The 22,356-nt window shown below is 60.4% G+C and carries 26 protein-coding genes, 1 tRNA gene and 1 pseudogene; 10 read left to right on the forward strand and 18 right to left on the reverse strand.

Annotated elements, in window-relative coordinates:
• Positions 1-656: ATP-binding protein (locus tag ACTG4K_RS00005; protein WP_439112155.1), on the forward strand; the 656-nt coding region annotated here is incomplete at its 5' end.
• Positions 657-718: 62 nt separating this feature from the next.
• On the opposite strand, the pseudogene ACTG4K_RS00010 reads toward ACTG4K_RS00005, so the two are convergent.
• The 5 genes and pseudogenes from ACTG4K_RS00010 to ACTG4K_RS00030 all read right to left on the reverse strand — a co-directional run.
• Positions 719-1,774 (reverse strand): annotated as a pseudogene (locus ACTG4K_RS00010) (IS256 family transposase); the annotation flags it as partial.
• A 448-nt stretch (positions 1,775-2,222) separates the two neighbouring features.
• Positions 2,223-2,924 carry an RES family NAD+ phosphorylase gene (locus ACTG4K_RS00015; protein ID WP_439112156.1) on the reverse strand — a complete coding sequence of 234 codons (702 nt, stop codon included), beginning with the start codon at positions 2,922-2,924 and terminating at the stop codon, positions 2,223-2,225.
• Positions 2,921-3,295 (reverse strand): antitoxin Xre-like helix-turn-helix domain-containing protein, encoded by a 375-nt coding sequence (locus ACTG4K_RS00020; RefSeq protein ID WP_439112157.1) that lies wholly within the window; start codon positions 3,293-3,295, stop codon positions 2,921-2,923. Before ACTG4K_RS00020 ends, ACTG4K_RS00015 begins: the two co-directional genes overlap by 4 nt.
• 119 nt (positions 3,296-3,414) lie before the next feature.
• Complete coding sequence (locus tag ACTG4K_RS00025; RefSeq protein ID WP_439112158.1) at positions 3,415-4,395, reverse strand: hypothetical protein; 981 nt, start codon at positions 4,393-4,395, stop codon at positions 3,415-3,417.
• A gap of 41 nt (positions 4,396-4,436) precedes the next feature.
• Positions 4,437-4,512, reverse strand: a tRNA-Arg gene (locus tag ACTG4K_RS00030).
• A 234-nt stretch (positions 4,513-4,746) separates the two neighbouring features.
• On the opposite strand from ACTG4K_RS00030, the gene ACTG4K_RS00035 reads away from it, so the two are divergent.
• Positions 4,747-5,610, forward strand: coding sequence for a c-type cytochrome (locus ACTG4K_RS00035; protein ID WP_439112159.1), 864 nt, complete (start codon positions 4,747-4,749; stop codon positions 5,608-5,610).
• A gap of 74 nt (positions 5,611-5,684) precedes the next feature.
• Here the strand turns inward: ACTG4K_RS00035 and ACTG4K_RS00040 are convergent, their stop codons facing one another.
• Genes ACTG4K_RS00040 through ACTG4K_RS00050 form a run of 3 tightly spaced genes read right to left on the reverse strand, consistent with a single transcriptional unit; the run spans position 5,685 to position 7,741 of the window.
• On the reverse strand, positions 5,685-6,254 hold the full coding sequence (locus ACTG4K_RS00040; RefSeq protein WP_439112160.1) for a DUF2946 family protein: 570 nt from the start codon (positions 6,252-6,254) through the stop codon (positions 5,685-5,687).
• 14 nt (positions 6,255-6,268) lie between these two features.
• Positions 6,269-7,282, reverse strand: coding sequence for a YheT family hydrolase (locus ACTG4K_RS00045; RefSeq protein ID WP_439112161.1), 1,014 nt, complete (start codon positions 7,280-7,282; stop codon positions 6,269-6,271).
• A gap of 21 nt (positions 7,283-7,303) precedes the next feature.
• Complete coding sequence (locus ACTG4K_RS00050; protein ID WP_439112162.1) at positions 7,304-7,741, reverse strand: YybH family protein; 438 nt, start codon at positions 7,739-7,741, stop codon at positions 7,304-7,306.
• A 139-nt stretch (positions 7,742-7,880) separates the two neighbouring features.
• On the opposite strand from ACTG4K_RS00050, the gene ACTG4K_RS00055 reads away from it, so the two are divergent.
• Genes ACTG4K_RS00055 through ACTG4K_RS00065 form a run of 3 tightly spaced genes read left to right on the forward strand, consistent with a single transcriptional unit; the run spans position 7,881 to position 9,984 of the window.
• Positions 7,881-8,489: a LemA family protein gene (locus tag ACTG4K_RS00055; protein ID WP_439112163.1), complete on the forward strand. Its 609-nt coding sequence runs from the start codon at positions 7,881-7,883 to the stop codon at positions 8,487-8,489.
• Between the two features lie 11 nt (positions 8,490-8,500).
• Positions 8,501-9,442: a TPM domain-containing protein gene (locus ACTG4K_RS00060; RefSeq protein WP_439112164.1), complete on the forward strand. Its 942-nt coding sequence runs from the start codon at positions 8,501-8,503 to the stop codon at positions 9,440-9,442.
• Between the two features lie 14 nt (positions 9,443-9,456).
• The gene (locus ACTG4K_RS00065; protein WP_439112165.1) at positions 9,457-9,984 is read left to right on the forward strand and encodes a TPM domain-containing protein; all 528 of its coding nucleotides are present in this window, start codon (positions 9,457-9,459) and stop codon (positions 9,982-9,984) included.
• 483 nt (positions 9,985-10,467) lie between these two features.
• Here ACTG4K_RS00065 and ACTG4K_RS00070 read toward each other — a convergent pair whose 3' ends face one another.
• From ACTG4K_RS00070 to ACTG4K_RS00110, 9 genes are all read right to left on the reverse strand, one after another.
• Positions 10,468-10,884 carry a F0F1 ATP synthase subunit epsilon gene (locus ACTG4K_RS00070; RefSeq protein WP_439112166.1) on the reverse strand — a complete coding sequence of 139 codons (417 nt, stop codon included), beginning with the start codon at positions 10,882-10,884 and terminating at the stop codon, positions 10,468-10,470.
• A 120-nt stretch (positions 10,885-11,004) separates the two neighbouring features.
• Complete coding sequence (atpD, locus tag ACTG4K_RS00075) at positions 11,005-12,411, reverse strand: F0F1 ATP synthase subunit beta (RefSeq protein ID WP_439112167.1); 1,407 nt, start codon at positions 12,409-12,411, stop codon at positions 11,005-11,007.
• A gap of 44 nt (positions 12,412-12,455) precedes the next feature.
• Positions 12,456-13,322, reverse strand: coding sequence for a F0F1 ATP synthase subunit gamma (gene atpG / locus ACTG4K_RS00080; protein ID WP_439112168.1), 867 nt, complete (start codon positions 13,320-13,322; stop codon positions 12,456-12,458).
• Between the two features lie 31 nt (positions 13,323-13,353).
• Entirely contained in the window at positions 13,354-14,910 is a 1,557-nt protein-coding gene (gene atpA, locus ACTG4K_RS00085) for a F0F1 ATP synthase subunit alpha (RefSeq protein ID WP_439112169.1), read from the reverse strand.
• Between the two features lie 54 nt (positions 14,911-14,964).
• Entirely contained in the window at positions 14,965-15,495 is a 531-nt protein-coding gene (locus tag ACTG4K_RS00090; RefSeq protein ID WP_439112170.1) for a F0F1 ATP synthase subunit delta, read from the reverse strand.
• A gap of 47 nt (positions 15,496-15,542) precedes the next feature.
• Positions 15,543-16,013, reverse strand: coding sequence for a F0F1 ATP synthase subunit B (locus ACTG4K_RS00095; RefSeq protein ID WP_439112171.1), 471 nt, complete (start codon positions 16,011-16,013; stop codon positions 15,543-15,545).
• Between the two features lie 128 nt (positions 16,014-16,141).
• On the reverse strand, positions 16,142-16,387 hold the full coding sequence (gene atpE, locus ACTG4K_RS00100) for a F0F1 ATP synthase subunit C (protein WP_009519254.1): 246 nt from the start codon (positions 16,385-16,387) through the stop codon (positions 16,142-16,144).
• A 79-nt stretch (positions 16,388-16,466) separates the two neighbouring features.
• Positions 16,467-17,336 carry a F0F1 ATP synthase subunit A gene (gene atpB, locus ACTG4K_RS00105; RefSeq protein ID WP_439112172.1) on the reverse strand — a complete coding sequence of 290 codons (870 nt, stop codon included), beginning with the start codon at positions 17,334-17,336 and terminating at the stop codon, positions 16,467-16,469.
• 26 nt (positions 17,337-17,362) lie between these two features.
• Entirely contained in the window at positions 17,363-17,878 is a 516-nt protein-coding gene (locus tag ACTG4K_RS00110) for an ATP synthase subunit I (protein ID WP_439112173.1), read from the reverse strand.
• Positions 17,879-18,010: 132 nt separating this feature from the next.
• Here ACTG4K_RS00110 and ACTG4K_RS00115 point away from each other — a divergent pair, with 132 nt between their 5' ends.
• From ACTG4K_RS00115 to lipA, 4 genes are read left to right on the forward strand one after another with little or no spacing between them, the layout of a single operon-like run.
• Positions 18,011-18,922 carry a D-amino acid aminotransferase gene (locus ACTG4K_RS00115; RefSeq protein WP_439112174.1) on the forward strand — a complete coding sequence of 304 codons (912 nt, stop codon included), beginning with the start codon at positions 18,011-18,013 and terminating at the stop codon, positions 18,920-18,922.
• Between the two features lie 10 nt (positions 18,923-18,932).
• Positions 18,933-19,217, forward strand: a complete 285-nt coding sequence (locus ACTG4K_RS00120) for an HP0495 family protein (protein ID WP_439112175.1) — start codon at positions 18,933-18,935, stop codon at positions 19,215-19,217.
• Positions 19,218-19,907, forward strand: coding sequence for a lipoyl(octanoyl) transferase LipB (gene lipB / locus ACTG4K_RS00125; protein WP_439112176.1), 690 nt, complete (start codon positions 19,218-19,220; stop codon positions 19,905-19,907).
• 27 nt (positions 19,908-19,934) lie between these two features.
• Positions 19,935-20,963: a lipoyl synthase gene (lipA, locus tag ACTG4K_RS00130; protein WP_439112177.1), complete on the forward strand. Its 1,029-nt coding sequence runs from the start codon at positions 19,935-19,937 to the stop codon at positions 20,961-20,963.
• Between the two features lie 14 nt (positions 20,964-20,977).
• Here the strand turns inward: lipA and ACTG4K_RS00135 are convergent, their stop codons facing one another.
• On the reverse strand, positions 20,978-21,331 hold the full coding sequence (locus ACTG4K_RS00135; RefSeq protein ID WP_439112178.1) for a carboxymuconolactone decarboxylase family protein: 354 nt from the start codon (positions 21,329-21,331) through the stop codon (positions 20,978-20,980).
• 106 nt (positions 21,332-21,437) lie between these two features.
• On the opposite strand from ACTG4K_RS00135, the gene ACTG4K_RS00140 reads away from it, so the two are divergent.
• Positions 21,438-22,277: a DMT family transporter gene (locus ACTG4K_RS00140; protein WP_439112179.1), complete on the forward strand. Its 840-nt coding sequence runs from the start codon at positions 21,438-21,440 to the stop codon at positions 22,275-22,277.
• Positions 22,278-22,356 lie beyond the last annotated feature (79 nt).

Consider the following 22,356-nt stretch of genomic DNA (forward strand, 5'->3'; position numbering starts at 1 on the left):
TGGAAACCTTTGCCGCCATGCTCCAGGACGAGCTGGACCGCCGGCGCTCGCGTCTGACCGAGCGCCGCTTCAAGCGCTCGGGTCTGGATGAGCGCCCCTCTCTGGGGGACTTCGACTGGCGTTTCAACCCGAAGCTGCCGCGCAGCGCCTGCTTCGAGTTGCACACCCTGAAGTTCATCGGCGAGGGTGCCAACGCGCTGATCATCGGCAAGCCCGGCACCGGCAAGAGCCATGTGGCCAAGGCCGTGGCCTACCAGGCCACGCTGCAGGGCTATGACGTGCGTTACCTGGAGGCCGATACCGAGTTTGCCCGTTACGCGTTGGCCAGCGCTACAGAGCGCACCGAGCTGCTCAAGGACTGGGTCGCGCCGGACTTGCTCATCCTCGATGACCTGTTCCTGGCCAGGCGCATCAGCGAGCATGCAGCCGAAGTCCTGCAGGCCATCGTGCACCAGCGCTACAAGTTACGCCGCGCCATCGTGGTCACCTCCAATCGCGTGGTGCAGGACTGGGGTAAATACCTCGGCGACGCCACCATGGCCAGCACCATCCTGGACCGGCTCATGCACCGCTGCGCGATGCTGGAATTCGAGGGCAAGAGCTATCGCCTCAAGGAAGCCGCCGCCCGCATCGCCATCAGCCCGGAATCGTCATAATCCGACCTGTCCTGCCTGGGGGAATTTGGGGTGGCCACAGGTGGGGGAATTTGGACTGGCCATCAGGGGTACAGGATGGCGAACTGGTTCATCGCTGATTTCCAGTGGTTCGCCGCCCGCCCCCAGTCCTGCGTGATGTTGCGCAGTGCCAGCCAAATCAGCTTGGTCGCGGCATCGTCACTGGGGAAGTGACCACGCGTTTTGATGATCTTACGCAGCCGCGCGTTCACGCTCTCGATGGCATTGGTCGTGTAGATCACCCGGCGCACTTCTGGCGGGAAGGCAAAGAACGGAATGACCCTATCCCAGGCCCTGCGCCAGGCACCCACCACCTTGGGGCACCTCTTCCCCCATGGCCCCGCTTCAAACGCATCCAGCTCAGCCTCAGCGGCCTCAGCGCTGGTGGCCGTGTATATCGGCTTGATGGCCGCTGCCAGTGCCTTCCTGTCCTTCCAGCTGGCAAAGTCCAGACTGTTGCGAATCAGGTGCACGATGCAGGTTTGAAGCGTTGTGGCCGGAAACACGGCGCCCAGCGCCTCTGGCATACCCTTGAGCCCATCGGTAACGGCGATCAGGATGTCCTGCACGCCACGGGTCTTCAAGTCGTTGAACACCTTCATCCAGAATTTGGCACCCTCGGTGTTCTCGACCTAGATCCCCAGGATGTCTCGGCTGCCATCGGCCAGCACGCCAAGGGCCAGGTACACGGCCTTGGAGCGCACCACCCCATCCTCGCGGATCTTCACGCGCAGGGCATCAAAGAACACCACCGGGTACATGGCTTCCAGTGGGCGACTTTGCCAGGCCGTGACCTCGCTCATGACTTCATCGGTGACGCGGCTGATGAGGTCGGGGGAGACCTCTACCGAGTACATCTCGTTCAAAAAGGCCTGTATCTCGCGCACGGTCATGCCGCGTGCGTACATGGCAACGATCTTGTGGTCAAAGCCGGTGAAGCGGCGTTCGTGCTTGCCAATGAGCTGCGGCTCGAACGTGCCCTCACGGTCACGGGGGATGTCGATGCGCAGCGCGCCTGCATCGGTCAGCACCGTCTTGGCGCTCTTGCCGTTGCGGTGGTTTGCCGCTGCTTCGGGCTTGGCCTGACCCGGTGCGTAGCCCGGGGCTGGTGGTCAAAAAATGCTGACGCGGTGAAAATCAGGGCAGCCCGTGGGCCACGCGTGGGCCATGGATGGGCCACAGACATAGCAGATTCCAGACCTTGACTCCTGGTCTTGTGAACCACATGGCCCAAAAAAAGCTGGCTTCGGAGAGCAGAAAAATTGATCAACATGTTGAAGCAACAAGTCGCGCCTCGTTGCATTCTTGGACGCTATTCGTCCCTAGTCTCTTGATTTACATGATCTTTTCGGCCGGATCCCTGTGACACGTGATTGTGTACCGCTCCCCCACTTGTCACACCTTGCCGCCAAAAAGCAGCGGAATCTTGCCGTCAGCGCCCAATGACCATCGGCCCCCGCCTCTTCTTCACTCATTGATACAGTGACCTAGGTGCGTGGTGAGCGCTGTGCTTGCCAACAGCACAAAGTCAAGCATGGCTGGACTTACTTAGAAATCCCAAACAAAGCAGTCCTGATCGCGCACCATCATCACTGCATTGCGATTGGCCTTGCATCGCCACGTCTGTTGTGTCGTGCCATTTGCCACAATATCCAAGGCGGCCACATCCAATACGGCAGCACATCGTCGCCCCGGCGCGCGAACTGATTCATAGCTGATCCATTGCACGCCTCGCTCCGCCGCCTCTTCGGCCACAGCCTGTGTGTACGTGTAGTCGCTGCCGTGCGTCCAGGCGGCATGAGCGCTCACCCAGGGTGGCGCCATCAGGTCAATGGCCGAACCGTCAACGGACGCTTGGAAAAAGGTGTGCTCGGTCATCACATCCCCCTTGGTCAGACCTGCACTATCCAGGACGAAACGGTGGCGCCAGTAGGCGACTTCGGCGCAAGCCGCGTGCAGATCTTCGGCTCCGTACCAGAGCCCTAGCGTCCCGCCCTTGCGAAAACGGCTGGGGTGTCGCGGTCGGTAACGGAATGGGGTGTAGATCAGGAAATGCTTGGGCACTTTCATGGCCGGTGCCAGGGGCTTGCTACTCTCCAACAAAGATTCCAGCACGTCCTGTTCATCCCTGGTATCCACCAACCGCATGGTGGACACCACATGCTGCGCCTCGACACCACGCCAAGCCTTCATGGCCTTGGGAAACACCCCTCCAACAAACCAGTCGGGGCTCCAAACCGCCTCACTCATGCGGGCGCTCGCATGCCGTCAAGATAGCTCAGGGTAGCTACCAGTCCTTCAGGGTTTTCGATCAAGTTGACCGGTTTTCCGCCCAGCGCACGGTTGTGGCTCTGCATCCACACTTGGCGCTTTTCGCCATCGGTGCCTACGAGCGCGTCAAGAGATCGGTAGACACGAACGAGCAACAGCGAGAGTTGACCCTCCTTGGAAGACGGATCAAGTCCTCGCTGACCTTTGAGCACACGCGAAACGGTGGGCTCACTGACACCAATGACCCGGGCAAGTGCCGCCCCAGACAGCCCCAACAGCTCGCTGGCACGGGCAGTTGCTTTGGCAAGTACATACCCCGGATCAACTTGGACGTTAGCTTGAGGATTCACTCAGGCCTCCAATAGTTTCATGTGAAAGATTATAATATGAAAGACGAATTATTTACCGCCAAAAATCCTCACGCCACCTGCTCAAGGCTCCTTTTACGAAAACTAGCATTTGAGGCGGCTTACGGACCTACTGGTAGTTCCGACAGTAGGGTCGGTTTGCAAACCGTGTCGAGAAAGTCCGCTACGTGCGCCCTCTTGAGGTCCCGCACTTGCGCTGATGCGCCCACCGTGTCCTTGAACAGCGAAAGGGCCAGCGCCATCTTGCGCTTGTATTCGTTCTTGGGGTACGCGGTCACGTAGTCGTCAATCAGCGGCCCCAGCGCCAGACCTCGGGCGGGTGCAGCTACCGCCGGGATTCGTAGCCCAGTACCCATGGCAGCACTAGCCGGCATGGGCGGGGGCTCCACAGGTTCACCCGCAAGGCGCTGGGCATTCGGCGTGACAGCCAGACTGTGCAACGCACTGGCGGACACATGGACGAATCGCTTAAAGGCCTCTGGCGTGCCCTCAGGTATCCCGCGAGCTACGAGGAACAAAGCGGACAGCAGTTCAAGGCGCTTTGACCCCCGGCCACTCAGCGCATCCTTGACGGCTTCCGCCAGAAGCGCTTGATCGCCCGCAAGCTGATCGAACCCTAACGAGCCGCTTGCGATGGCCTCATGTTGGCTTCTGTTGATGCCCTCAGCGGTCGGCACGATCAGCGCCCGCATCTCTGCCGGTATGTATTCACTCAGAGGTTTCGCAGGAGGAACCGCAGGGGCATTTTTGGGCGCCTCGCGCCACACGCCCGACGCCTCGCCCCGGATTTGAGCTATCCGATGCTCATAGGTGGCGAACCACGCGAGTGCGCTCAACTGCGCTTCACGCTCGGTCGGGTAGTCAAGAGGAAACCGAATCCACTCAGCGCCGTCGAAGGCGTGGCGGACATCTTGGGGGATGCGTTTTTGGAAACGCATGCGGCCACCCTCACGGGTGAAGCCAGGCCACTTTTTCATCGCAAGTCCCGGTGACAGTGGGCGGAGAAATTGGCCGTGTTGCTCGGTCAATGTATCCGCCGATGTATCCAAGCGGGACTCGTCTAAGGTGTTGATGTGCTTCAAGTTCTTACGCAACAAGGACTTACGTAAGAAAAGCAGAGGTTTGGTGCGGCTGGCGGGGATCGAACCCACGACCCTTGGCTTCGGAGGCCAATACTCTATCCACTGAGCTACAGCCGCATGCTGTTTAGAGACCCATAGTCTGTCCGGCGCGTCGCGCGCCGTTGTTCATCGCCTTATGGCGCCAACGCCGCTTTCCGTGTCAGTGCAGCGTTAGAACAGGATTCTAGCAGCTACCCCTTCAAGCAAGGCCAGCGCAAGGGGCGCTTGGCTATAATCACAGGCTGTCTGCCCAACCCGTGCAGGCCCGCCATTACCCATCCTGGCCCCGTTCCGCCACCCCTTGAGGACACCATGAGCGACCACGCGCACGAATCTCACACCGGCCCGATCAAGACACCCGCACAACTGCTGTGGACGTCTTTCTTCTCCTTTGTTGCTCCTATTTTCATCATCATCGGCCTTGTTTATGTCGTCACAACAGGTGACAAACCTGCGGCAGGCGCAGTGGACCCTGAGCTGGCCACCGCCATTCGTATTCAGCGCGTGGGCTCGGTTGAACTGCGCGACGCCAACCGCCCGCTGCAAGCGGGTGATGCGGTCTACAAGGCGCAGTGTGCCGCCTGTCATGACGCCGGCTTGGCAGGTGCGCCCAAGTTTGGGGACGCCGGTGCTTGGGCTGCACGCGTGGCCACGGGTTACGAGGCTTTGCTGACTTCAGCGCTCAAGGGCAAGGGTGCCATGGGTGCCCAGGCGGGTGGCGCATTCAGCGACGTAGAAATTGGCCGCGCTGTGGTGCACTTGGCCAACGCGGGTGGCGGCAAGTTTGCCGAGCCCTCGGCTCCCGCCGCCGAGGGGGCTGCCCAGGCTGCTGACACCGCAGCCGCTGCGCCAGCCGTTGCAGAGGCTCCTGTGGCCGTTGCAGCTACCGCACCCGCTGTAGCTGCAACCCCAGCGCCTGCGTCGGCCACGGTAGCCGCCGGCGCTGGTGAGGCGCTTTACAAGCAAGCCTGCGCGGTGTGTCACGTGGCCGGTGTGGCCGGTGCTCCCAAGTTCGCTGACAAGGCTGCCTGGGCTCCTCGTCTGGCATTGGGTGTGGACGGTCTGACCGCCAGCGTCATCAAGGGCAAAGGCGCCATGCCGCCCAAAGGTGGTTCAGCCGCTTCGGACGCTGATATCAAGGCTTCGGTGGAGTACATGCTGGCTTCGGTGAAGTAATTCGCTTTAGCCTTATTGAAAAAAGCCGGTCACTGACCGGCTTTTTTTTTGTTTGCTCATTTCAAGCCATGGTCTCACACGCCTGGCTTGTGCCCGTTGAAGGCCCGCAGGGGACTGCGAACATACGAACCCAGCGCGGGCAGGCTGGCCGACTGAACGTCTTGCGGCTCCCATCGCCCAGCCTCCACCGCATCGGCGGCGAGCGCCATGTCGCTGGTGTGCACCAGGCCCAAACCGCGTTCGGTGTGCAGGTAAAACCGGCCCTCCTCGTCCAGCAAACACCGCAAGACCTGGCCAGCGGATGTACCGGTGTGAGCCAGCACGGTGCCGTCGGGCTGCAGGCGCCAGATGTAGGGCGTGAGGTCCAGCTCGACATAAACGCGCTGGGGCCCATTCTGAAAGAACCAACAACCGGCGGCATCGCTGCTGTAGTTGCGGTGAATGAATTCGATCAGTTTGTCGTGCAACAGCAGCGAGCCCCTGGCAACGCTGCAGGACTCGCCGGGCTCGCAGGCAAAGGGGCCTGCGGCTTGGGTTGCATCGTCGCGCATGAACCATTGGCCCCGTGCGTCCAGCCCGAGCCAGCCGTAACAATGTGGCACATGGGGCCATTTGGCCATGGCGGCCTTGACGATATCATCCATGAGAAATTCCTTTTTCAGGTGTGTGCCAGCAGCCAGCGCCCGACCGCTTCGGGCATGGTGCGCACATGCCCCGGCACACCCAGAAGCCCAGCAGCACTCGGGAAGCCTACGTGACCGCCCTGGGTTGGCTGCCACAGCGTCACGCAGGGCCCTGCGTGTTGTGCTGAAGGCAGCGAAGCCGCTGGCACGAACGGGTCATTCAGCGCATTCAAGGCCAGCGCGGGCACCCGTATGCGGTGCATCACGGGCTTGGCTGAGGCACGCGCCCAGTAATCGTCGGTGTCGCGAAAGCCGTGCAGCGGTGCAGTGAACAGGTTGTCGAATTCATAGAGATCGCGCGCCGCCAGCAAGGCTTCGCGGTCAAACAGGCCTGGGTGCTGTTCCAGTTTTTTGAGGGCCTTGGGCACCATGGTGGAGAGAAACATGCGCGTGTACACCTGCCGGTTGAATCCATGGCCAATGGCATGGCCACCGGCAGCGAGGTCCAGCGGAGAGCAGACTGCGGCCACGGCACGGACCCACTTACCAGCGGCCTCACCGGCCTCACCGGCCCAGCGCAGCAGGGCATTGCCGCCCAGCGAGACGCCCACGGCGACCAAGGGTCGGCCGGGGTTTTCGCGTGCGAAGCGGGCCAGCACCCAGTCGATTTCGTTGTGATCGCCCGAGTGATAAGCCCTTGGTGCGTGGTTGAGTTCGCCCGAGCAGCCACGAAAGTGCGGCACGGCGAAAGCGAGGCCTCGGGCGGCGGCGAAGTCGGCGAACGCCATGGCGTAATGACTGCCCGACGAACCCTCCAGCCCGTGGAACAACACCAGCAGGGGTGCTTGTGGGGCACTGGCGTGCTGGGCATGGTCCACGTCGATGAAGTCGCGGTCGGGCGTGGTCCAGCGGCTGCGCTGCCACGTGGGGGCCGAGCCAAAATGGCGCCGACTGGCAAGAGCTGCCCACAAGGTTTGCAGGTTGCCGCCAGGTAACCACCAGGGCGCCTGGTAGTCCATGGCTTCTGCAGAATGAATTCGGTCGATCATGGGCTGCAAAACAGGCGCCCGTTAGTGGAACACAGGCTGGGCTGTCAACACTTCAACCGGCTCGGTGCGAGTGCCCGGGCTGGCATGATGCGCCACCATACGCCAGCCTTGTGCGGTCTTGGCGTACACATTGGTGGCCACCACCCAGGCATGCTGCATGCCGTCATCACCCATCACGGAGACGCGTTCGACCACGCTGTGCACGCTGCAGGGGCCAGCGTCCAGCCGGCGCACTTTTTCTGCGAATGCCTGCACGCTGCCATGGGCAAACATCGCTTCAAAAGCAGCCCTGACCGCCGCATGCCCTACCAGGCGTGGCCCGCCGGGGTGCACGCAGACGATGTCGTCCTCGTCGACCCAGCAAGCCATCAAGCGTTCAATGTCGGCGTGCTGCAAGGCGTCGTAAAACGCGTGTTCGGTGTCATCGGGAGAACCAAGGGGCAGTTTCGGTTTGGGCATGCTGGTATTTTGACGTCTTCACCCCTGCCGTGTTGCACCAATGACCCAGTGCTGTGCATCGGCCGGGGGTATAGTGCTTTTGATTCATTTCGCTCATTTTTTATTTCGAGGGGCCGCTCAGGCCTGCGGAGGTTTCACGGTGCGCACATCTGTCACACGCGTTTTTTTCTGGATCAGCGGCTTGCTGCTCGCTGCCAGCCTCACAGGCTGTGGCTACAACGACTTCCAGCGTCTGGACGAGCAAAGCAAATCGGCCTGGTCCGAGGTGTTGAACCAGTACCAGCGCCGCGCCGATCTGATCCCCAACATCGTGGCTACGGTGAAGGGTGAGGCGAGTTTTGAACAGGACACGCTCACCAAGGTGATTGAGGCCCGCTCCAAAGCCACGTCGATCCAGATGACACCTGAAATGGTGAACGACCCGGCCGCGATGCAAAAATTTCAGGCCGCGCAGGGTGAAGTAAGCAGCGCGCTCAGCCGACTGATGGTGGTTGTGGAGCAGTACCCCAACCTCAAGGCCAACCAGGGTTTTAGCGACCTTCGCGTACAGCTGGAAGGCACCGAAAACCGCATCACCGTGGCCCGCAACCGCTACATCCAGACGGTTCAGGAGTACAACGTACTCTCTCGCAGCTTCCCGACCAACCTGACAGCCATGGTGTTCAGCTACGCGCCCAAAGCGAACTTCCTGGTGGATAACGAAGCCGCCATCTCGGCGCCACCCACCGTCGACTTCAACAAACCATGAGGCCAGGCCCGATGGCCACAGCCTGCATGGGCCGCTATGGCGGCCCCGAGGTGGCCTGTTGGCACTCATTTCGCTGGCTGGCTATCGGCCTGTTTGCGTCGCTGATCTCGTTCGCCAGCCATGCCCAAGGGCTGCAAGCCATTCCAGAGCTGAAAGCCCGCGTGATGGACCAGACGGGCACGCTGGATGCGGCCAGCCTTGCAGCGATAGAAGCCAAGCTTGCGGCCTTCGAAGCCGAAAGAGGCTCACAGGTTGTGGTGCTGATGCTGCCCACCACGGTGCCCGAAGACATTGCCGACTACACGCAGCGCCTCGGTGACGCATGGAAGATCGGGCGCAAGGACGTGGGAGACGGCGTGTTGTTTGTGATCGCCAAAGACGATCGCCGCCTGCGCATCGCCACAGCCAAGACACTCGAAGGGGCCATTCCCGACCTGATGGCCCGCCGCATCCTGGACCAAGCGGTGACACCCTCGTTTCGCACGGGCGATTACGCCGGTGGCATCCAGGCCGGTGTGGATCAGATACTCGCCCGCATCCGAGGAGAAGAGCTGCCTCTGCCTTCAGCCACCCAAGGCAGCGGCGATTTTGAGTGGATGGATATTCTCATCTTTTTGGTGTTCGCGGTTCCCATCATTTCATCGGTGCTTCGCAGCATATTTGGCAACAAGCTGGGTGTGCTCCTGACCGGCGCGGGCGCAGGCGGTCTCGCATGGGTCATCACCTCGGTTTTCTGGATATCGGTGGGGGCGGGTTTGCTGGGCATGCTGGCTGGGCTGTTCATGCAGCTGATTCCCCATGTTCCATCAGCGGGTCGCAGGGGTCGCGGTAGCCCCTGGGATGGCGCCAGCGGTGGCGGTTTTCGGGGCGGTGGAGGTTTGGGGGGTGGCGGTGGATTTCGATCGGGCGGCGGTGGCAATTTTGGCGGCGGCGGCGCTTCTGGCGGATGGTAAATGCACGGGACACCATGAACAAATTCATCCGTATTTTCCGTCACCAATGGCTGGACCGCTCTGACACCCTGCGCGCTGTGCCAGATGATCTGGCACAGCGCCTTGCTCGGCGCGTGGCAGCCAGTGAAGCACGGCACACCGGTGAAGTTCGGCTTTGTGTGGAGGCTGCCCTGCCACTCCCAGACGTTTGGGGCATCTCTAATCAGCATCCGCTGGCCGGCGTGATCAGGGCGCGTGCACTCGGCTGGTTTGGCAAGCTGGGGGTTTGGGACACCGAGCAGAACAACGGGGTACTCATCTACCTGCTGCTGGCTGAACACGCCATCGAATTCGTGGCCGACCGGGCGCTGACCCGCTGCGTCAGCCCGGCCCAGTGGCAAGCTATCGTTGACCGTCTGGCGCACCGCTTGCACGACGGCGCTTTTGAAGACGGTTTGACGCAGGCACTGGAAGAAGTGTCAGCCCTGTTGGTAGAACACTTTCCATCAGTGGCCGGTGATCCACGCTTAAACGAGCTACCCGATTGTGTGGTCCGGGCTTAGTACCAACGGGCACTCCTCACGCTCCACCTTTTATTTGTGCAAAGGCATTGAACTTTCGTGTCATGCCCCGCATACGGTCAGTCATGCGTTTGGGCATGGGGAGCAACAGGCGGACTCCCCTATCGGGCTTTTTTTGCCGCAAAGCCATCACGGCGCTGCAGGTCAACATCCCACATCGATGTTGGCGGTGTAAGTGGTCGGCCGTGGCCACTCCGTCCAGCAAGCCCATTTCGCCGATCAGCTGGCCTGACCCCATGTTGAGCACCCCATGTTCCGCGAGATGGGCTCTTTGAACAAAGCTTTCACAGGCAGTTGGGCCGCCACATCTTCCGAGGAAAGCTCCTGATGTTCAGAAATAGATGACCGGCAAGTCCTTCTCCTGTCCGCATTCACGAGCACATGCACCCTCCTGATATACCGGTTGCGGACATAAAAAAACCGGCCCATGGCCGGTTTCTTCGTGAATGAACAGCCCGCAGCTGCTCACTTTTTCTGGCGGTATTTGCGCAGAGCGGAAATTTGCGCCGCCAGGACGGCGAGTTCAGACGTCGCTTTCGCCAAATCAATGTCACTCTTGGCGTTTTTCAAGGCTTCCTCTGCTTGCTTGCGGGCATCAGTAGCTTTGGCTTCGTCCAAGTCTTTGCCGCGGATGGCGGTGTCAGACAGCACCGTAATGTGGTGCGGCTGTACTTCCAGAATGCCACCAGCCACGAACACAAACTCTTCACTACCGTCGGCCTTTTCGATGCGCACAGCACCGGGCTTGATCCGGGTGATCAGCGGAATGTGACCGGGCAATATACCCAGTTCACCGGCTTCGCCCGGCAGCGCCACGAATTTGGCATCACCAGAAAAGATGGACTCTTCGGCGCTGACCACATCGACGCGAATGGTGCTCATATGTACTCCTGTAAAAAGTCGAGTTCAAGCTTGTCGGCGGTTGCTTGGCAGGTGGTCGGCAAACGATCTGGGCTGGCCCATCGCTGTCGGCTACCTTGCCATTTTCCCGACGGCATCGCTTTAGGCGACTTTTTTGGCTTTCTCAAACGCTTCGTCGATAGAGCCGACCATGTAGAACGACTGCTCGGGCAAGTGATCGCACTCACCAGCGGTGATCATCTTGAAACCACGGATGGTTTCTGACAGTGGCACGTACTTGCCTGGGGAACCCGTGAACACCTCAGCCACGTGGAACGGCTGCGACAGGAAGCGCTGGATCTTGCGGGCACGGGCCACGGCCAGCTTGTCTTCAGGTGCCAGTTCGTCCATACCGAGAATGGCAATAATGTCGCGCAATTCTTTGTAGCGCTGCAGCGTATTTTGCACGGCGCGGGCGGTTTCGTAGTGTTCCTGGCCGACAACCAGCGGGTCCAGCTGGCGGCTCGTGGAGTCCAGTGGGTCCACAGCGGGGTAGATACCCAGCGAAGCAATATCACGCGACAGCACCACAGTGGAATCCAAGTGTGCGAAGGTGGTGGCAGGCGATGGATCGGTCAGGTCATCGGCGGGCACGTAAACGGCCTGGATGGAGGTGATAGAACCGACCTTCGTGGAAGTAATGCGCTCTTGCAGGCGGCCCATTTCTTCGGCTAGCGTCGGCTGGTAACCCACGGCAGAAGGCATACGACCCAGCAGGGCGGACACTTCGGTACCGGCCAGCGTGTAGCGGTAAATGTTGTCCACAAAGAACAGCACGTCACGGCCTTCGTCACGGAAGGACTCGGCAATGGTCAAACCGGTCAGCGCAACGCGCAGGCGGTTTCCTGGAGGCTCGTTCATCTGGCCGTACACCATGGCCACTTTGGACTCACCCAGGTTTTCCAGGTTCACCACGCCGGAGTCGGCCATCTCGTGATAGAAGTCGTTGCCTTCACGGGTACGCTCACCCACACCAGCGAACACAGACAGACCGCTGTGGGCCTTGGCGATGTTGTTGATGAGTTCCATCATGTTCACGGTCTTGCCCACACCCGCGCCACCGAACAGACCCACCTTGCCGCCCTTGGCAAACGGGCAGATCAAGTCGATCACCTTGATACCGGTTTCCAGCAGCTCCTGCGAAGGCGACAGATCGTCATAGGCCGGGGCCTTGCGGTGGATGGGTGCGGTCAGGGTCTGATCGACCGGGCCACGCTCGTCAATGGGTGCTCCCAGCACGTCCATGATGCGGCCCAGCGTGGCCTTGCCCACAGGCACGGTGATGTTGGCGTGGGTGTTGGTCACCAGCATGCCGCGGCGCAGACCGTCGGAGGAGCCCAACGCAATCGTGCGCACCACGCCGTCGCCCAGCTGTTGCTGGACTTCCAGCGTCAGGGCAGAGCCTTCCATTTTCAGGGCGTCGTAAACGCGCGGCATCTCGTTGCGCGGAAACTCCACGTCCACGACGGCGCCGATGCACTGAACAATCTTGCCTTGTACTTGAGACATGATAGATACCTTTTAATTTCTCTGAATTCTGTTGAACGGCTGCTTCAGACCGCTGCGGCGCCGGCGACGATTTCCGAAAGTTCTTTCGTGATCGCGGCCTGTCGGGTCTTGTTGTAGACCAGCTTGAGTTCGCCGATCACGCTTCCCGCGTTGTCCGTTGCGGCTTTCATGGCCACCATGCGAGCGGACTGCTCGGACGCCATGTTTTCGGCAACTGCCTGGTACACCTGTGCTTCGACGTAGCGCAGCAGCAATTCGTCAATGACGGCTGGTGCATCGGGCTCGTACACATAGTCCCAGTCGCGACCACCCGCGTTGTCCTGCAACTCACCGGTATTCAAGGGCAACAGCTGCTCAATCACCGACTCCTGTTTCATCGTGTTGATGAACTTGGTGTAGCAGAGGTAAACCGCGTTGACACGCCCTTCCGTGTAAGCGTCGAGCAGCACCTTCACGGGGCCAATCAACTTGTCGAGGTGGGGTGTATCGCCCAAGCCCGTCACGCTGGACACCACTTTGGCGTTGATGCGGTTGAGGAAGCCCAGACCTTTGTTGCCGATGGCTACGGCCTCAGCACCCACGCCTTGCGCCTGCAGTTCCTTGAGCTGGTTGGTCACGGCACGCAACACGTTGGTGTTGAGACCGCCGCACAGGCCTTTGTCCGTGGTCACAACGACAAAACCTGCGGTTTTGGCATCGTTGGTCTGCATGAACGGGTGCGTGTACTCCGGATTGGCCCGGCTCAGGTTGCCGGTGATCTGGCGCACTTTCTCGGCGTAAGGCCGGGCCGCACGCATGCGTTCCTGCGCCTTGCGCATTTTGGAGGCGGCGACCATCTCCATGGCTTTGGTGATCTTCTTGGTGTTTTCCACCGATTTGATCTTGCCGCGTATTTCCTTACCTGCTGCCATTGCTGCTCCTTTATCGGGTCAATGGGCCGGATCAGTACGTGCCGGTTTTCTTGAACTCGGCAATGGCTGCCGCCATCTGGGCTTCAGCGTCCTTGTCCATGGCCTTGTCGGCTTCCAGCTTTGTCAGCAGGGCCACGTGCTTGTCTTTCAAGAATGCGTGCAGGCCGTTTTCGAAGGACAAGATTTTCTTGACTTCGATATCGTCCATGAAACCCTTGTTAACGGCAAACAGCGTAGCCGCCATCAGACCGATCGACTGTGGGCTGTACTGGGCCTGCTTCAGCAGTTCGGTCACGCGGGCACCGCGGTCCAGCTGCTTGCGGGTGGCTTCGTCCAGATCGGAAGCAAACTGCGCGAAAGCTGCCAGTTCCCGGTACTGGGCCAAGTCGGTACGGATACCACCAGACAGATTCTTGATCAGCTTGGTCTGGGCAGCGCCACCGACGCGCGACACCGAAATACCGGCGTTGATAGCGGGGCGGATACCGGCGTTGAACAGGCTGGTTTCCAGGAAGATCTGACCGTCGGTGATCGAGATCACGTTGGTTGGCACGAAGGCGGACACATCGCCGGCCTGCGTTTCAATGATGGGCAGCGCGGTCAGCGAGCCGGTCTTGCCTTTGACTTCACCCTTGGTGAAAGCTTCGACGTAGTCGGCGTTCACACGGGCTGCGCGCTCCAGCAGGCGGCTGTGGAGATAGAACACGTCGCCAGGGTAGGCTTCGCGGCCTGGTGGGCGGCGCAACAGCAGCGAAACCTGGCGGTAGGCCACGGCTTGTTTGGACAGATCGTCGTACACGATCAGTGCATCTTGGCCGCGATCACGGAAGTACTCGCCCATGGTGCAGCCAGAGTAGGCCGACAGGTACTGCATGGCGGCAGATTCGGAAGCCGAAGCTGCCACAACGATGGTGTAGTCCATCGCGCCGGCTTGCTCCAGGGCACGCACCACGTTCTTGATCGACGAGGCCTTTTGGCCAATCGCGACGTAAACGCAGGTCATGTTCTGACCCTTCTGGTTGATGATGGCGTCGATGGCCACAGCCGTTTTACCGGTCTGGCGGTCGCCAATGATCAGCTCTCGTTGACCACGGCCCACGGGCACCATCGAGTCGATCGACTTCAGACCAGTCTGCACCGGCTGGTCCACCGATTTACGGGCGATCACACCGGGAGCGACCTTTTCGATCACGTCGGTCATCTTGGCGTTGATTGGACCTTTGCCGTCGATTGGCGCGCCCAGGGCATTCACCACACGGCCAATCAGCTCAGGACCGACCGGTACCTCCAGAATGCGGCCCGTGCACTTGACAGTTTCGCCTTCGGAAATGTGTTCGTACTCACCCAAAATCACGCAGCCGACGGAGTCGCGTTCGAGGTTCAGAGCCAGACCAAAGGATGGCACGCCATCTTTGTTGGCCGGGAATTCCAGCATTTCGCCCTGCATCACATCGGACAGGCCGTGGACGCGGACGATACCGTCGGTCACCGACACCACGGTGCCCTGGTTGCGCACATCGGTCGATGCGGCCAGTCCCTCAATGCGGGACTTGATCAGTTCAGAGATTTCGGCGGGATTGAGTTGCATGACTCTTTCCTTCTTTCGTTAAATGTGATGCAGGCGCGCCCGGGGATCGAGCCGTCAGGCTGTCAGGGCAATTTTCATTTGTTCCAGGCGGGCTTTGATCGAAGTGTCAAACACTTCGTCACCCACCACAACGCGAATGCCACCGATCAGCTCGGGCTGCAGTTCAACCTGGAGGTTGAGCTTGCGGCCGAAGCGTTTTTCGAGCACACCCGACAGATCGGCCAGCGCAGCGCTGTCCAGATCGAAAGCGCTGTAGACCACGGCGTCAAAAGTACCCTGCTGCGCGTTCTTCAAGACGCGGAACTGGGCAGCGATCTCAGGCAGTGCAGCGATGCGACCGTTGTCTATCACGGTGCGCAGGAAGTTGGCACCCATTTCGGGCAGGTTGCTTTTCAGCACGCCAGAGATAAGTTCAAACACCTGGGCAGGTGACGATTTGGGGCTGTCCGCAAACTGACGCAGCTGGTCGTTCGATGCCACGGCGGCCAGCTCGTCGAGCCAGACCGCGGTCGTGGCTGCGTCGGCTTTGGCAGCCTGGAACAGCGCTTCCGCGTAAGGGCGGGCAATGGTGGCAATTTCGGCCATGGTTTACCTTTGGATGCCTCTAGACGATACCGACTGGGTTGCGGCGATCAGAGCTCGGTCTTCAGGCGACCCAGCAACTCGGCGTGAACGCCAGCGTTGACTTCGCGCTTGAGGATTTGCTCGGCGCCCTTGACAGCCAGCGCAGCCACTTCTTCTCGCAGAGCTTCGCGGGCCTTGACGACCTGCTGCTCGGCTTCTTGACGGGCTGCAGCGACGATCTTCGAAGCCTCGTCGGTGGCCCGACCTTTGGCTTCTTCGATCAAGGTTTGCGCACGGCGCTCGGCATCGGCCAGGCGGGTAGCAGACTCGTTGCGCGATTTGCTCAACTCTTCTTCCACCCGTTTGTTGGCGCCAGCCAGTTCGGTCTTGGCTTTTTCGGAAGCAGCCAGACCTTCGGAAATCTTCAACGCACGCTCATCAAGAGCTTTGGCAATCGGTGGCCACACGAATTTCATCGTGAAGAGCACCAGGATCGCAAAAACGATGGCCTGCGCAAAGAGGGTTGCATTGATATTCATCGCAACGCCTTTCTGTGTGTTGACAAGAGTGGTGACGCACTTGCTGCCGCGAAGCGCCTGGTGTTGCAACGGGGGTCAAGACCCCGCATCACACTCACCCATGGCTCCGCGCTGGGCAGCAAACCCGATTACAGCGTGAAGGGGTTGGCGAAAGCGAACAACAGAGCGATAGCCACGCCGATCAGGAAAGCAGCGTCGATCAGACCGGCCAAGATGAACATCTTGGTCTGCAGGTCGTTCATCAGCTCGGGTTGGCGGGCTGACGACTCCAGAAATTTGCCGCCCATCAGCGCAATGCCGATGGATGCGCCAATGGCGCCCAGACCAACGATAAGACCGCAAGCCAGTGCGACAAGACCCAGAACGTTTTCCATGATGACTCCTATGAGATGAACGAAAGTTGAGAAAGAAACAAACGAGAGAGAAAACCAGAGCGCAACCGTTCAGTGCGCCTTAGTGAGCGTCATGCGCCTGCCCGAGGTAAATCAGGGCCAGCATCATGAAAATGAACGCCTGCAAGGTGATGACCAAGATATGGAACAAGGTCCACACCGTGCCAGCGATCACGTGTCCGACGAAGAAGAGTCCACCGCCGAGCGACAAGGCGCCGTAAGCACCGAGCAACGCGATCAGCATGAACACCAGCTCACCAGCGAACATGTTGCCAAACAACCGCATGCCGTGGGAAACCGTCTTCGCCACGAACTCGATCATCTGCATCAGGAAGTTGACAATGCCCAGCAGCACTGCCCAGAAGGGGTTCTTGCTTGTACCAAAAGGCGCAGACACCAGCTCATGCGCCCAGCCGCCGAGGCCTTTGATCTTGATGTTATAGAACAAGCACATCAGCAGCACCGACACCGAGAGACCCAACGTGGTGGAAAGGTCGGCGGTGGGAACAACACGCATGTAGTCTTTGAAACCCATGGCAGGACCAGCGGAATGCCAGATCATGGGGATCAGATCCACTGGAATCATGTCCATGAAGTTCATCATGAAGATCCACACAAACACAGTCAGCGCCAGTGGGGCAACCAGCTTGCGGCTGTTGGCGTTGTGAATGACGGCTTTGGCTTGGCTGTCCACCATTTCAACCAGCATTTCTACCGCCGCCTGAAAGCGACCCGGCACACCCGCAGTTGCCTTGCGCGCTGCGAGCCACAACACAAAACAAACCAACACACCCAGCAGCGAACTCACAACCACCGAGTCGATGTTGATCACGGAGAAGTCCACAATGGACTCCTGCTTTTTGTTGGTCAGGTGAACCAAATGGTGGCGAATGTATTCACCAGGGGTTAGAGCGTTACCGTCAGCTGCCATGTTCGTTTCACCGATCTGTCGGAAATTCAACCGTTTTCGTTAGAGCGACGGGTCTGGATCCAGAGACCCAACCAGTACACCTTGAGTACCACCACCAGGCCCGCCAACAGGCCAAGCCAATTCAACTCGGGAACTACCGCCGGGGCCAACCACAACAGGGTGACCACCAACAGCACTTTGACCCCTTCCCACAGCAGAAAGCCAGCAAACGCAGCTTGCGCAAAACCCGAGGTAAGTCGAGCCAGAGCACTTGAGGTCAGACCGTAGGCCATGAGAGCCGAAGGCATTACCACCGAAGCCGCGCCGTACAGAACCGACCAGGCTACTGCGGTCGATTGCGTCAGCAACCAACCCAGCAAACCAGCTACAAGCCCCGCCAGCAACTGCACCCCCACCAAGCGCCAGACAAAAAAAACTGGCTGACTTGCTCGCCACTGCTGCGCCTCTTCGCGCGTCAGGGGCTTGAATTCGGGTTCTTGCGCCCCATCTTCCCATTCGTCTTGCTGTGTCGCTGTCGACTCAACCGTTGGCATTGTCGTCATGGCAGATTACTAGCAGGTTACAAACGCGAGAGGTCCCGCAAAGCCGCTCATTATACGTAGAAACCCCATGGGGTCGTCAAGCCTCCTGGGGATCGTTTTTGTGCGGGCAGGTGCCAGCCGATAATCCACCCCATGCACCCAATGGCCCAGGGCGATACGCCCATTCTTCCAAACTCCCTTTGTTACCTGAACGGTGATTTCAGCCCTTTGTGCGATGCCAAGGTGAGCGTGCTTGACCGCGGCTTCATTTTTGGTGACGGCGTGTACGAGGTGCTGCCGGCCTACAACGGACATATTTTCCAGTTTGAGCAGCACCTGGCCCGCCTGGACCGCTCGCTGGCCGAACTGCGCATTCCCAACCCACTCTCAAAGGAGGAGTGGCTCCAGATCGCCTGGCGGCTGATTCAAGACCTAGCGACCACCACCGCTGCACCGAACCAGCTGATTTACATCCAGGTGACCCGCGGCGTGGCCCCGCGCGATCACGTGATGATTCCGGGCTTGAAGCCCACGGTATTTGTGATGTGTGGAGAGATGAAGCTGGCCAGCGCCGCTCAGCGCGCAGAGGGCGTGGCGTGCGTCACTGCCCCCGATTTCCGCTGGGAAAAGGCCCACATCAAAAGCACCAGTCTGCTGGGCGCGGTGTTTGCTCGCCAGATCAGCGCAGATGCTGGCGCGCTGGAAACGGTGATGTTTCGGGGTGACTTTTTGAGCGAAGCGGCCGCCAGCAACGTCTGGGTGGTCAAAAACGGCGTGGTTATGGGGCCGCCCAAGGACAACTTGGTGCTGGAAGGCATTCGGTTCAACCTGATCGAAGATATTTGCCAAGAGCAAGGCATCTCTTTTGAATTGCGCCGCATCACCCGCGCCGAGGTGCTTGACGCGGACGAGCTCATGCTGTCGTCGGCCACCAAAGAGGTGCTGCCCGTGACCCTGCTGGACGGTGTGCCGGTAGGCCACGGTGCTTTGCGCGGCCTGCCGGGCCCTGTGTACCAGCGCCTGTACGCAGGGTACCAAGCGGCGAAAGCCAACCAATGCATTTGAGGAGTTCCGTATGGACATGCCGCCCGAGATCCCGCCAGAGCAATCGCTGATTGTTTACCCTTGCCACTTTCCCATCAAGGTCATGGGCGCCAACGCCGAGGGATTTTTGCTGGCCATGACGCATGTGGCACGCGCATTTGACCCCAGTTTCGATGAGACCACGGTGGAGCAACGCCCGAGCAAGGCGGGCAACTACCTGGGCCTCACCTTGTCTGTGCACGTCACGAGCCGCGAGCAGCTCGATGAGCTGTACCGCACGCTGACCACGCATCCCATGGTCAAGATCGTCCTCTGAATGGAGCTTCGATTTCTTGGCCAGGTGGACTATGCCCCCATCTACGAGGCGATGCAGGTCTGCACGGCGGCCCGTACCACCGACACGCCCGACGCAATCTGGGTGTGCGAACACCCGCCGGTGTTTACCCAAGGCCTGGCCGGCCGTGAAGACCACCTGCTGGCACCCGGCGACATTCCGGTGGTGAAAACCAACCGGGGTGGGCAGGTGACTTACCACGGGCCAGGTCAGGTGGTCGCTTACCCGCTGATCGACCTGCAGCGCGCGGGCTACTTCGTCAAAGAGTACGTCTACCGCATTGAAGAGGCCGTCATCCGCACGCTGGCGTATTTCGGTGTGACCGGCCACCGGGTGGCCCACGCGCCAGGCATCTACGTGCGGCTGGCGGACCCGACCAGCCACGCCCTGCTGCCCCAGCGGCCGCAAAAGAAAGTGCCTGGTGAGTCGCCAGAACCCGATTTCACCGGGCTGGGCAAAATTGCCGCGCTGGGTATCAAGGTCAGCCGCCACTGCACGTACCACGGTGTGGCGCTGAACGTGGCCATGGACCTTCAACCCTTCTGGCGCATCAACCCCTGTGGTTATGCTGGCCTGCAGACGGTGGACCTTTCTACAATTGGGGTTGCCGTTTCATGGGATGAAGCGGCGCAGGTTTTGGGCCAGAAGCTCCAGACCACCCTCACGCCCTGACACAACCGCGCGATCTGCGCCCACGCCATGACCAGCCCCGACACCCCCACGGCCGACACATCCAGCACGGCAAACACCGTGCGCGAAGCCCAGTCTGCCGCCCATTACGACGCCACCGCGAAACAGAAAAGCCAGGCCAAGACCGCGCGTATTCCGATCAAGATCGTGCAGGCCGAGGTGCTCAAAAAACCCGAATGGATTCGCGTCAAGGCTGGGTCACCCACGACGCGCTTTTACGAAATCAAGGACGTGCTGCGCGCCAACAAACTGGTAACCGTTTGCGAGGAGGCCAGCTGCCCCAACATTGGCGAATGCTTTGGCAAGGGCACGGCCACCTTCATGATCATGGGTGACAAGTGCACGCGGCGTTGCCCGTTTTGCGACGTGGGGCACGGTCGCCCCGACCCGCTCGACGTGAACGAGCCCGACAACTTGGCCAAGACCATTGCGCAGCTCAAACTGAAATACGTGGTGATCACCAGTGTCGACCGCGACGACCTGCGCGACGGCGGTGCCAGTCACTTTGTGGCCTGTATTGAAAAGACCCGCGCACTGTCCCCGCACACGCAAATTGAAGTGCTGGTGCCCGACTTCCGCGGCCGCGACGACCGCGCGCTGGATATCTTGAAGGCCGCGCCGCCCGACGTGATGAACCACAACATGGAAACCGTGCCGCGCCTGTACAAGGAAGCGCGCCCGGGCTCGGACTACGCGTTCAGCCTGAACCTGCTGAAAAAATTCAAGGCGCTATTTCCGCATGTACCCACCAAAAGCGGCCTGATGGTTGGCCTGGGCGAGACGGACGAAGAAATCCTGGAGGTCATGCGCGACATGCGCGCGCACGGCATCAACATGCTCACCATTGGGCAGTATCTGGCGCCCAGCGGCCACCACCTGCCGGTGCGCCGCTATGTGCACCCGGACACATTCAAGATGTTCGAAGCCGAGGCCTACAAAATGGGCTTCACCCACGCCGCCGTGGGGGCCATGGTGCGCAGTAGCTACCACGCGGACGTGCAGGCCCACAACGCACTGAACCCAACGCCGGCCGCCTAAGGCCACGGGGCTTTTCAGCCCTTGTTGGGGTGCATCTTGTCCCAGGCTGTGATGGTCTCGGCGGCGTACATCAGCGCCGGACCACCTCCCATGTACACGCAGACCGCCAGCATTTCCTCCAGCTCGGCGCGGGTACATTCCAGGCGGTGCAGCGCCTTCACATGAAAGCCAATGCAGCCTGAGCAGCGCTGCGTGACGCCAATGGCCAGCGCAATCAGCTCTTTCTGTTTGGCGCTGAGCGCGCCGTCGGTGATGGCGGCCTTGGCGAGCGCACCAAACCCGGCCATGGCTTCGGGCTGCGCCTTGCGAAAAGGAGCCAGGCTGTCGTTGATGTCTTGAATCAGACCACTGTGATCGAAGGTGCTCATGTTTTGTCCTATGCAATTTATAAATACCCGTTGGAGTATCTGAGATGGTGGTGCTTTTCGGCTTTGTCATGGATCAAACTGCGGTGCAAAACAACGGAACCTGCCCATGAGCGCCAACCTGCTGGCGCTGGGTGCCATTGCGCTGTGGGCCTCACTGGCGGCGCTCGGGGTGTTGCTGTCGCACGTGCCCCCGTTTTTGCTGACCGGACTGGCCTTGCTGGTCGGCAGCGTGATCGCCCTGCCACTCTCGCGCTTTGACTTTCGCCAATGGCGTGTGCCGCTGCCCACGCTAGCCATTGGCGTTTACGGCCTGTTTGGCTTTCACTTTTTGCTGTTCATTGCGTTGCGCCACGCGCCGCCAGTGCAGGCCAACCTGGTGAACTACCTCTGGCCGCTGGGTATTGTGGTGATGGCACCCCTGTTTCTGCCGGGCATGTCGCTCACCCTGAGGCATGTGGTGGCTGCGCTGCTGGGCTTCGCTGGCGCAGCGCTGGCCATCCTGGGTGGGCGCGGTGGCAGCGCCGAAGCGGTATGGGCCTGGGGCTACATTCCAGCGCTAGGCTCGGCGTTCATCTGGGCCAGCTACTCGCTGCTGACCAAGCGGGTGCGCGCCTTCCCCACCACCGCCATTGGCAGCTTTGCACTGGTCTCGGGGCTGCTGTCTTTGCTGTGCCACGCGTGGCTGGAGCCCGCCACGGCCCTGTCTGCACGCGACTGGGGGCTGATCATGCTGATGGGCCTGGGGCCGCTGGGCGGTGCGTTTTTTCTGTGGGACGCGGCACTCAAGCGCGGCGACGCGCGGCAGATCGGGGTGCTGAGCTTCTTGACGCCGCTGCTGTCCACGCTCACGCTGCTGTGGGTGCGCGGTGAGACGCCCAGCCTGTCGGTGGCGCTGGCGGCGGTGATGATCATCGGCGCGGCGGTGCTAGCCACACGCGCGCGGTGATGGGGTTTTTAAGGCGTTAGTGGCGTCAACATGCTGGGGGGGGGGGGGGGAAGGCATACACATAAATAGGCGCAGAAGG

The sequence above is a fragment of the Hydrogenophaga sp. genome, assembly GCF_965657535.1.
Classification (GTDB): domain Bacteria; phylum Pseudomonadota; class Gammaproteobacteria; order Burkholderiales; family Burkholderiaceae_C; genus Hydrogenophaga.

What these genes read in the sequence shown, in the direction of transcription:
- ACTG4K_RS00015 (WP_439112156.1), bottom strand. Translation starts at nt 2,924, where the DNA reads ATGAGTGAGGCGGTTTGGAGCCCCGACTGGTTTGTTGGAGGGGTGTTT.
- ACTG4K_RS00035 (WP_439112159.1), top strand. Translation starts at nt 4,747, where the DNA reads ATGAGCGACCACGCGCACGAATCTCACACCGGCCCGATCAAGACACCC.
- ACTG4K_RS00040 (WP_439112160.1), bottom strand. Translation starts at nt 6,254, where the DNA reads ATGGATGATATCGTCAAGGCCGCCATGGCCAAATGGCCCCATGTGCCA.
- ACTG4K_RS00045 (WP_439112161.1), bottom strand. Translation starts at nt 7,282, where the DNA reads ATGATCGACCGAATTCATTCTGCAGAAGCCATGGACTACCAGGCGCCC.
- ACTG4K_RS00050 (WP_439112162.1), bottom strand. Translation starts at nt 7,741, where the DNA reads ATGCCCAAACCGAAACTGCCCCTTGGTTCTCCCGATGACACCGAACAC.
- ACTG4K_RS00060 (WP_439112164.1), top strand. Translation starts at nt 8,501, where the DNA reads ATGGCCACAGCCTGCATGGGCCGCTATGGCGGCCCCGAGGTGGCCTGT.
- ACTG4K_RS00065 (WP_439112165.1), top strand. Translation starts at nt 9,457, where the DNA reads ATGAACAAATTCATCCGTATTTTCCGTCACCAATGGCTGGACCGCTCT.
- ACTG4K_RS00070 (WP_439112166.1), bottom strand. Translation starts at nt 10,884, where the DNA reads ATGAGCACCATTCGCGTCGATGTGGTCAGCGCCGAAGAGTCCATCTTT.
- atpD (WP_439112167.1), bottom strand. Translation starts at nt 12,411, where the DNA reads ATGTCTCAAGTACAAGGCAAGATTGTTCAGTGCATCGGCGCCGTCGTG.
- atpG (WP_439112168.1), bottom strand. Translation starts at nt 13,322, where the DNA reads ATGGCAGCAGGTAAGGAAATACGCGGCAAGATCAAATCGGTGGAAAAC.
- atpA (WP_439112169.1), bottom strand. Translation starts at nt 14,910, where the DNA reads ATGCAACTCAATCCCGCCGAAATCTCTGAACTGATCAAGTCCCGCATT.
- ACTG4K_RS00090 (WP_439112170.1), bottom strand. Translation starts at nt 15,495, where the DNA reads ATGGCCGAAATTGCCACCATTGCCCGCCCTTACGCGGAAGCGCTGTTC.
- ACTG4K_RS00095 (WP_439112171.1), bottom strand. Translation starts at nt 16,013, where the DNA reads ATGAATATCAATGCAACCCTCTTTGCGCAGGCCATCGTTTTTGCGATC.
- atpE (WP_009519254.1), bottom strand. Translation starts at nt 16,387, where the DNA reads ATGGAAAACGTTCTGGGTCTTGTCGCACTGGCTTGCGGTCTTATCGTT.
- atpB (WP_439112172.1), bottom strand. Translation starts at nt 17,336, where the DNA reads ATGGCAGCTGACGGTAACGCTCTAACCCCTGGTGAATACATTCGCCAC.
- ACTG4K_RS00110 (WP_439112173.1), bottom strand. Translation starts at nt 17,878, where the DNA reads ATGACGACAATGCCAACGGTTGAGTCGACAGCGACACAGCAAGACGAA.
- ACTG4K_RS00115 (WP_439112174.1), top strand. Translation starts at nt 18,011, where the DNA reads ATGCACCCAATGGCCCAGGGCGATACGCCCATTCTTCCAAACTCCCTT.
- ACTG4K_RS00120 (WP_439112175.1), top strand. Translation starts at nt 18,933, where the DNA reads ATGGACATGCCGCCCGAGATCCCGCCAGAGCAATCGCTGATTGTTTAC.
- lipB (WP_439112176.1), top strand. Translation starts at nt 19,218, where the DNA reads ATGGAGCTTCGATTTCTTGGCCAGGTGGACTATGCCCCCATCTACGAG.
- lipA (WP_439112177.1), top strand. Translation starts at nt 19,935, where the DNA reads ATGACCAGCCCCGACACCCCCACGGCCGACACATCCAGCACGGCAAAC.
- ACTG4K_RS00135 (WP_439112178.1), bottom strand. Translation starts at nt 21,331, where the DNA reads ATGAGCACCTTCGATCACAGTGGTCTGATTCAAGACATCAACGACAGC.
- ACTG4K_RS00140 (WP_439112179.1), top strand. Translation starts at nt 21,438, where the DNA reads ATGAGCGCCAACCTGCTGGCGCTGGGTGCCATTGCGCTGTGGGCCTCA.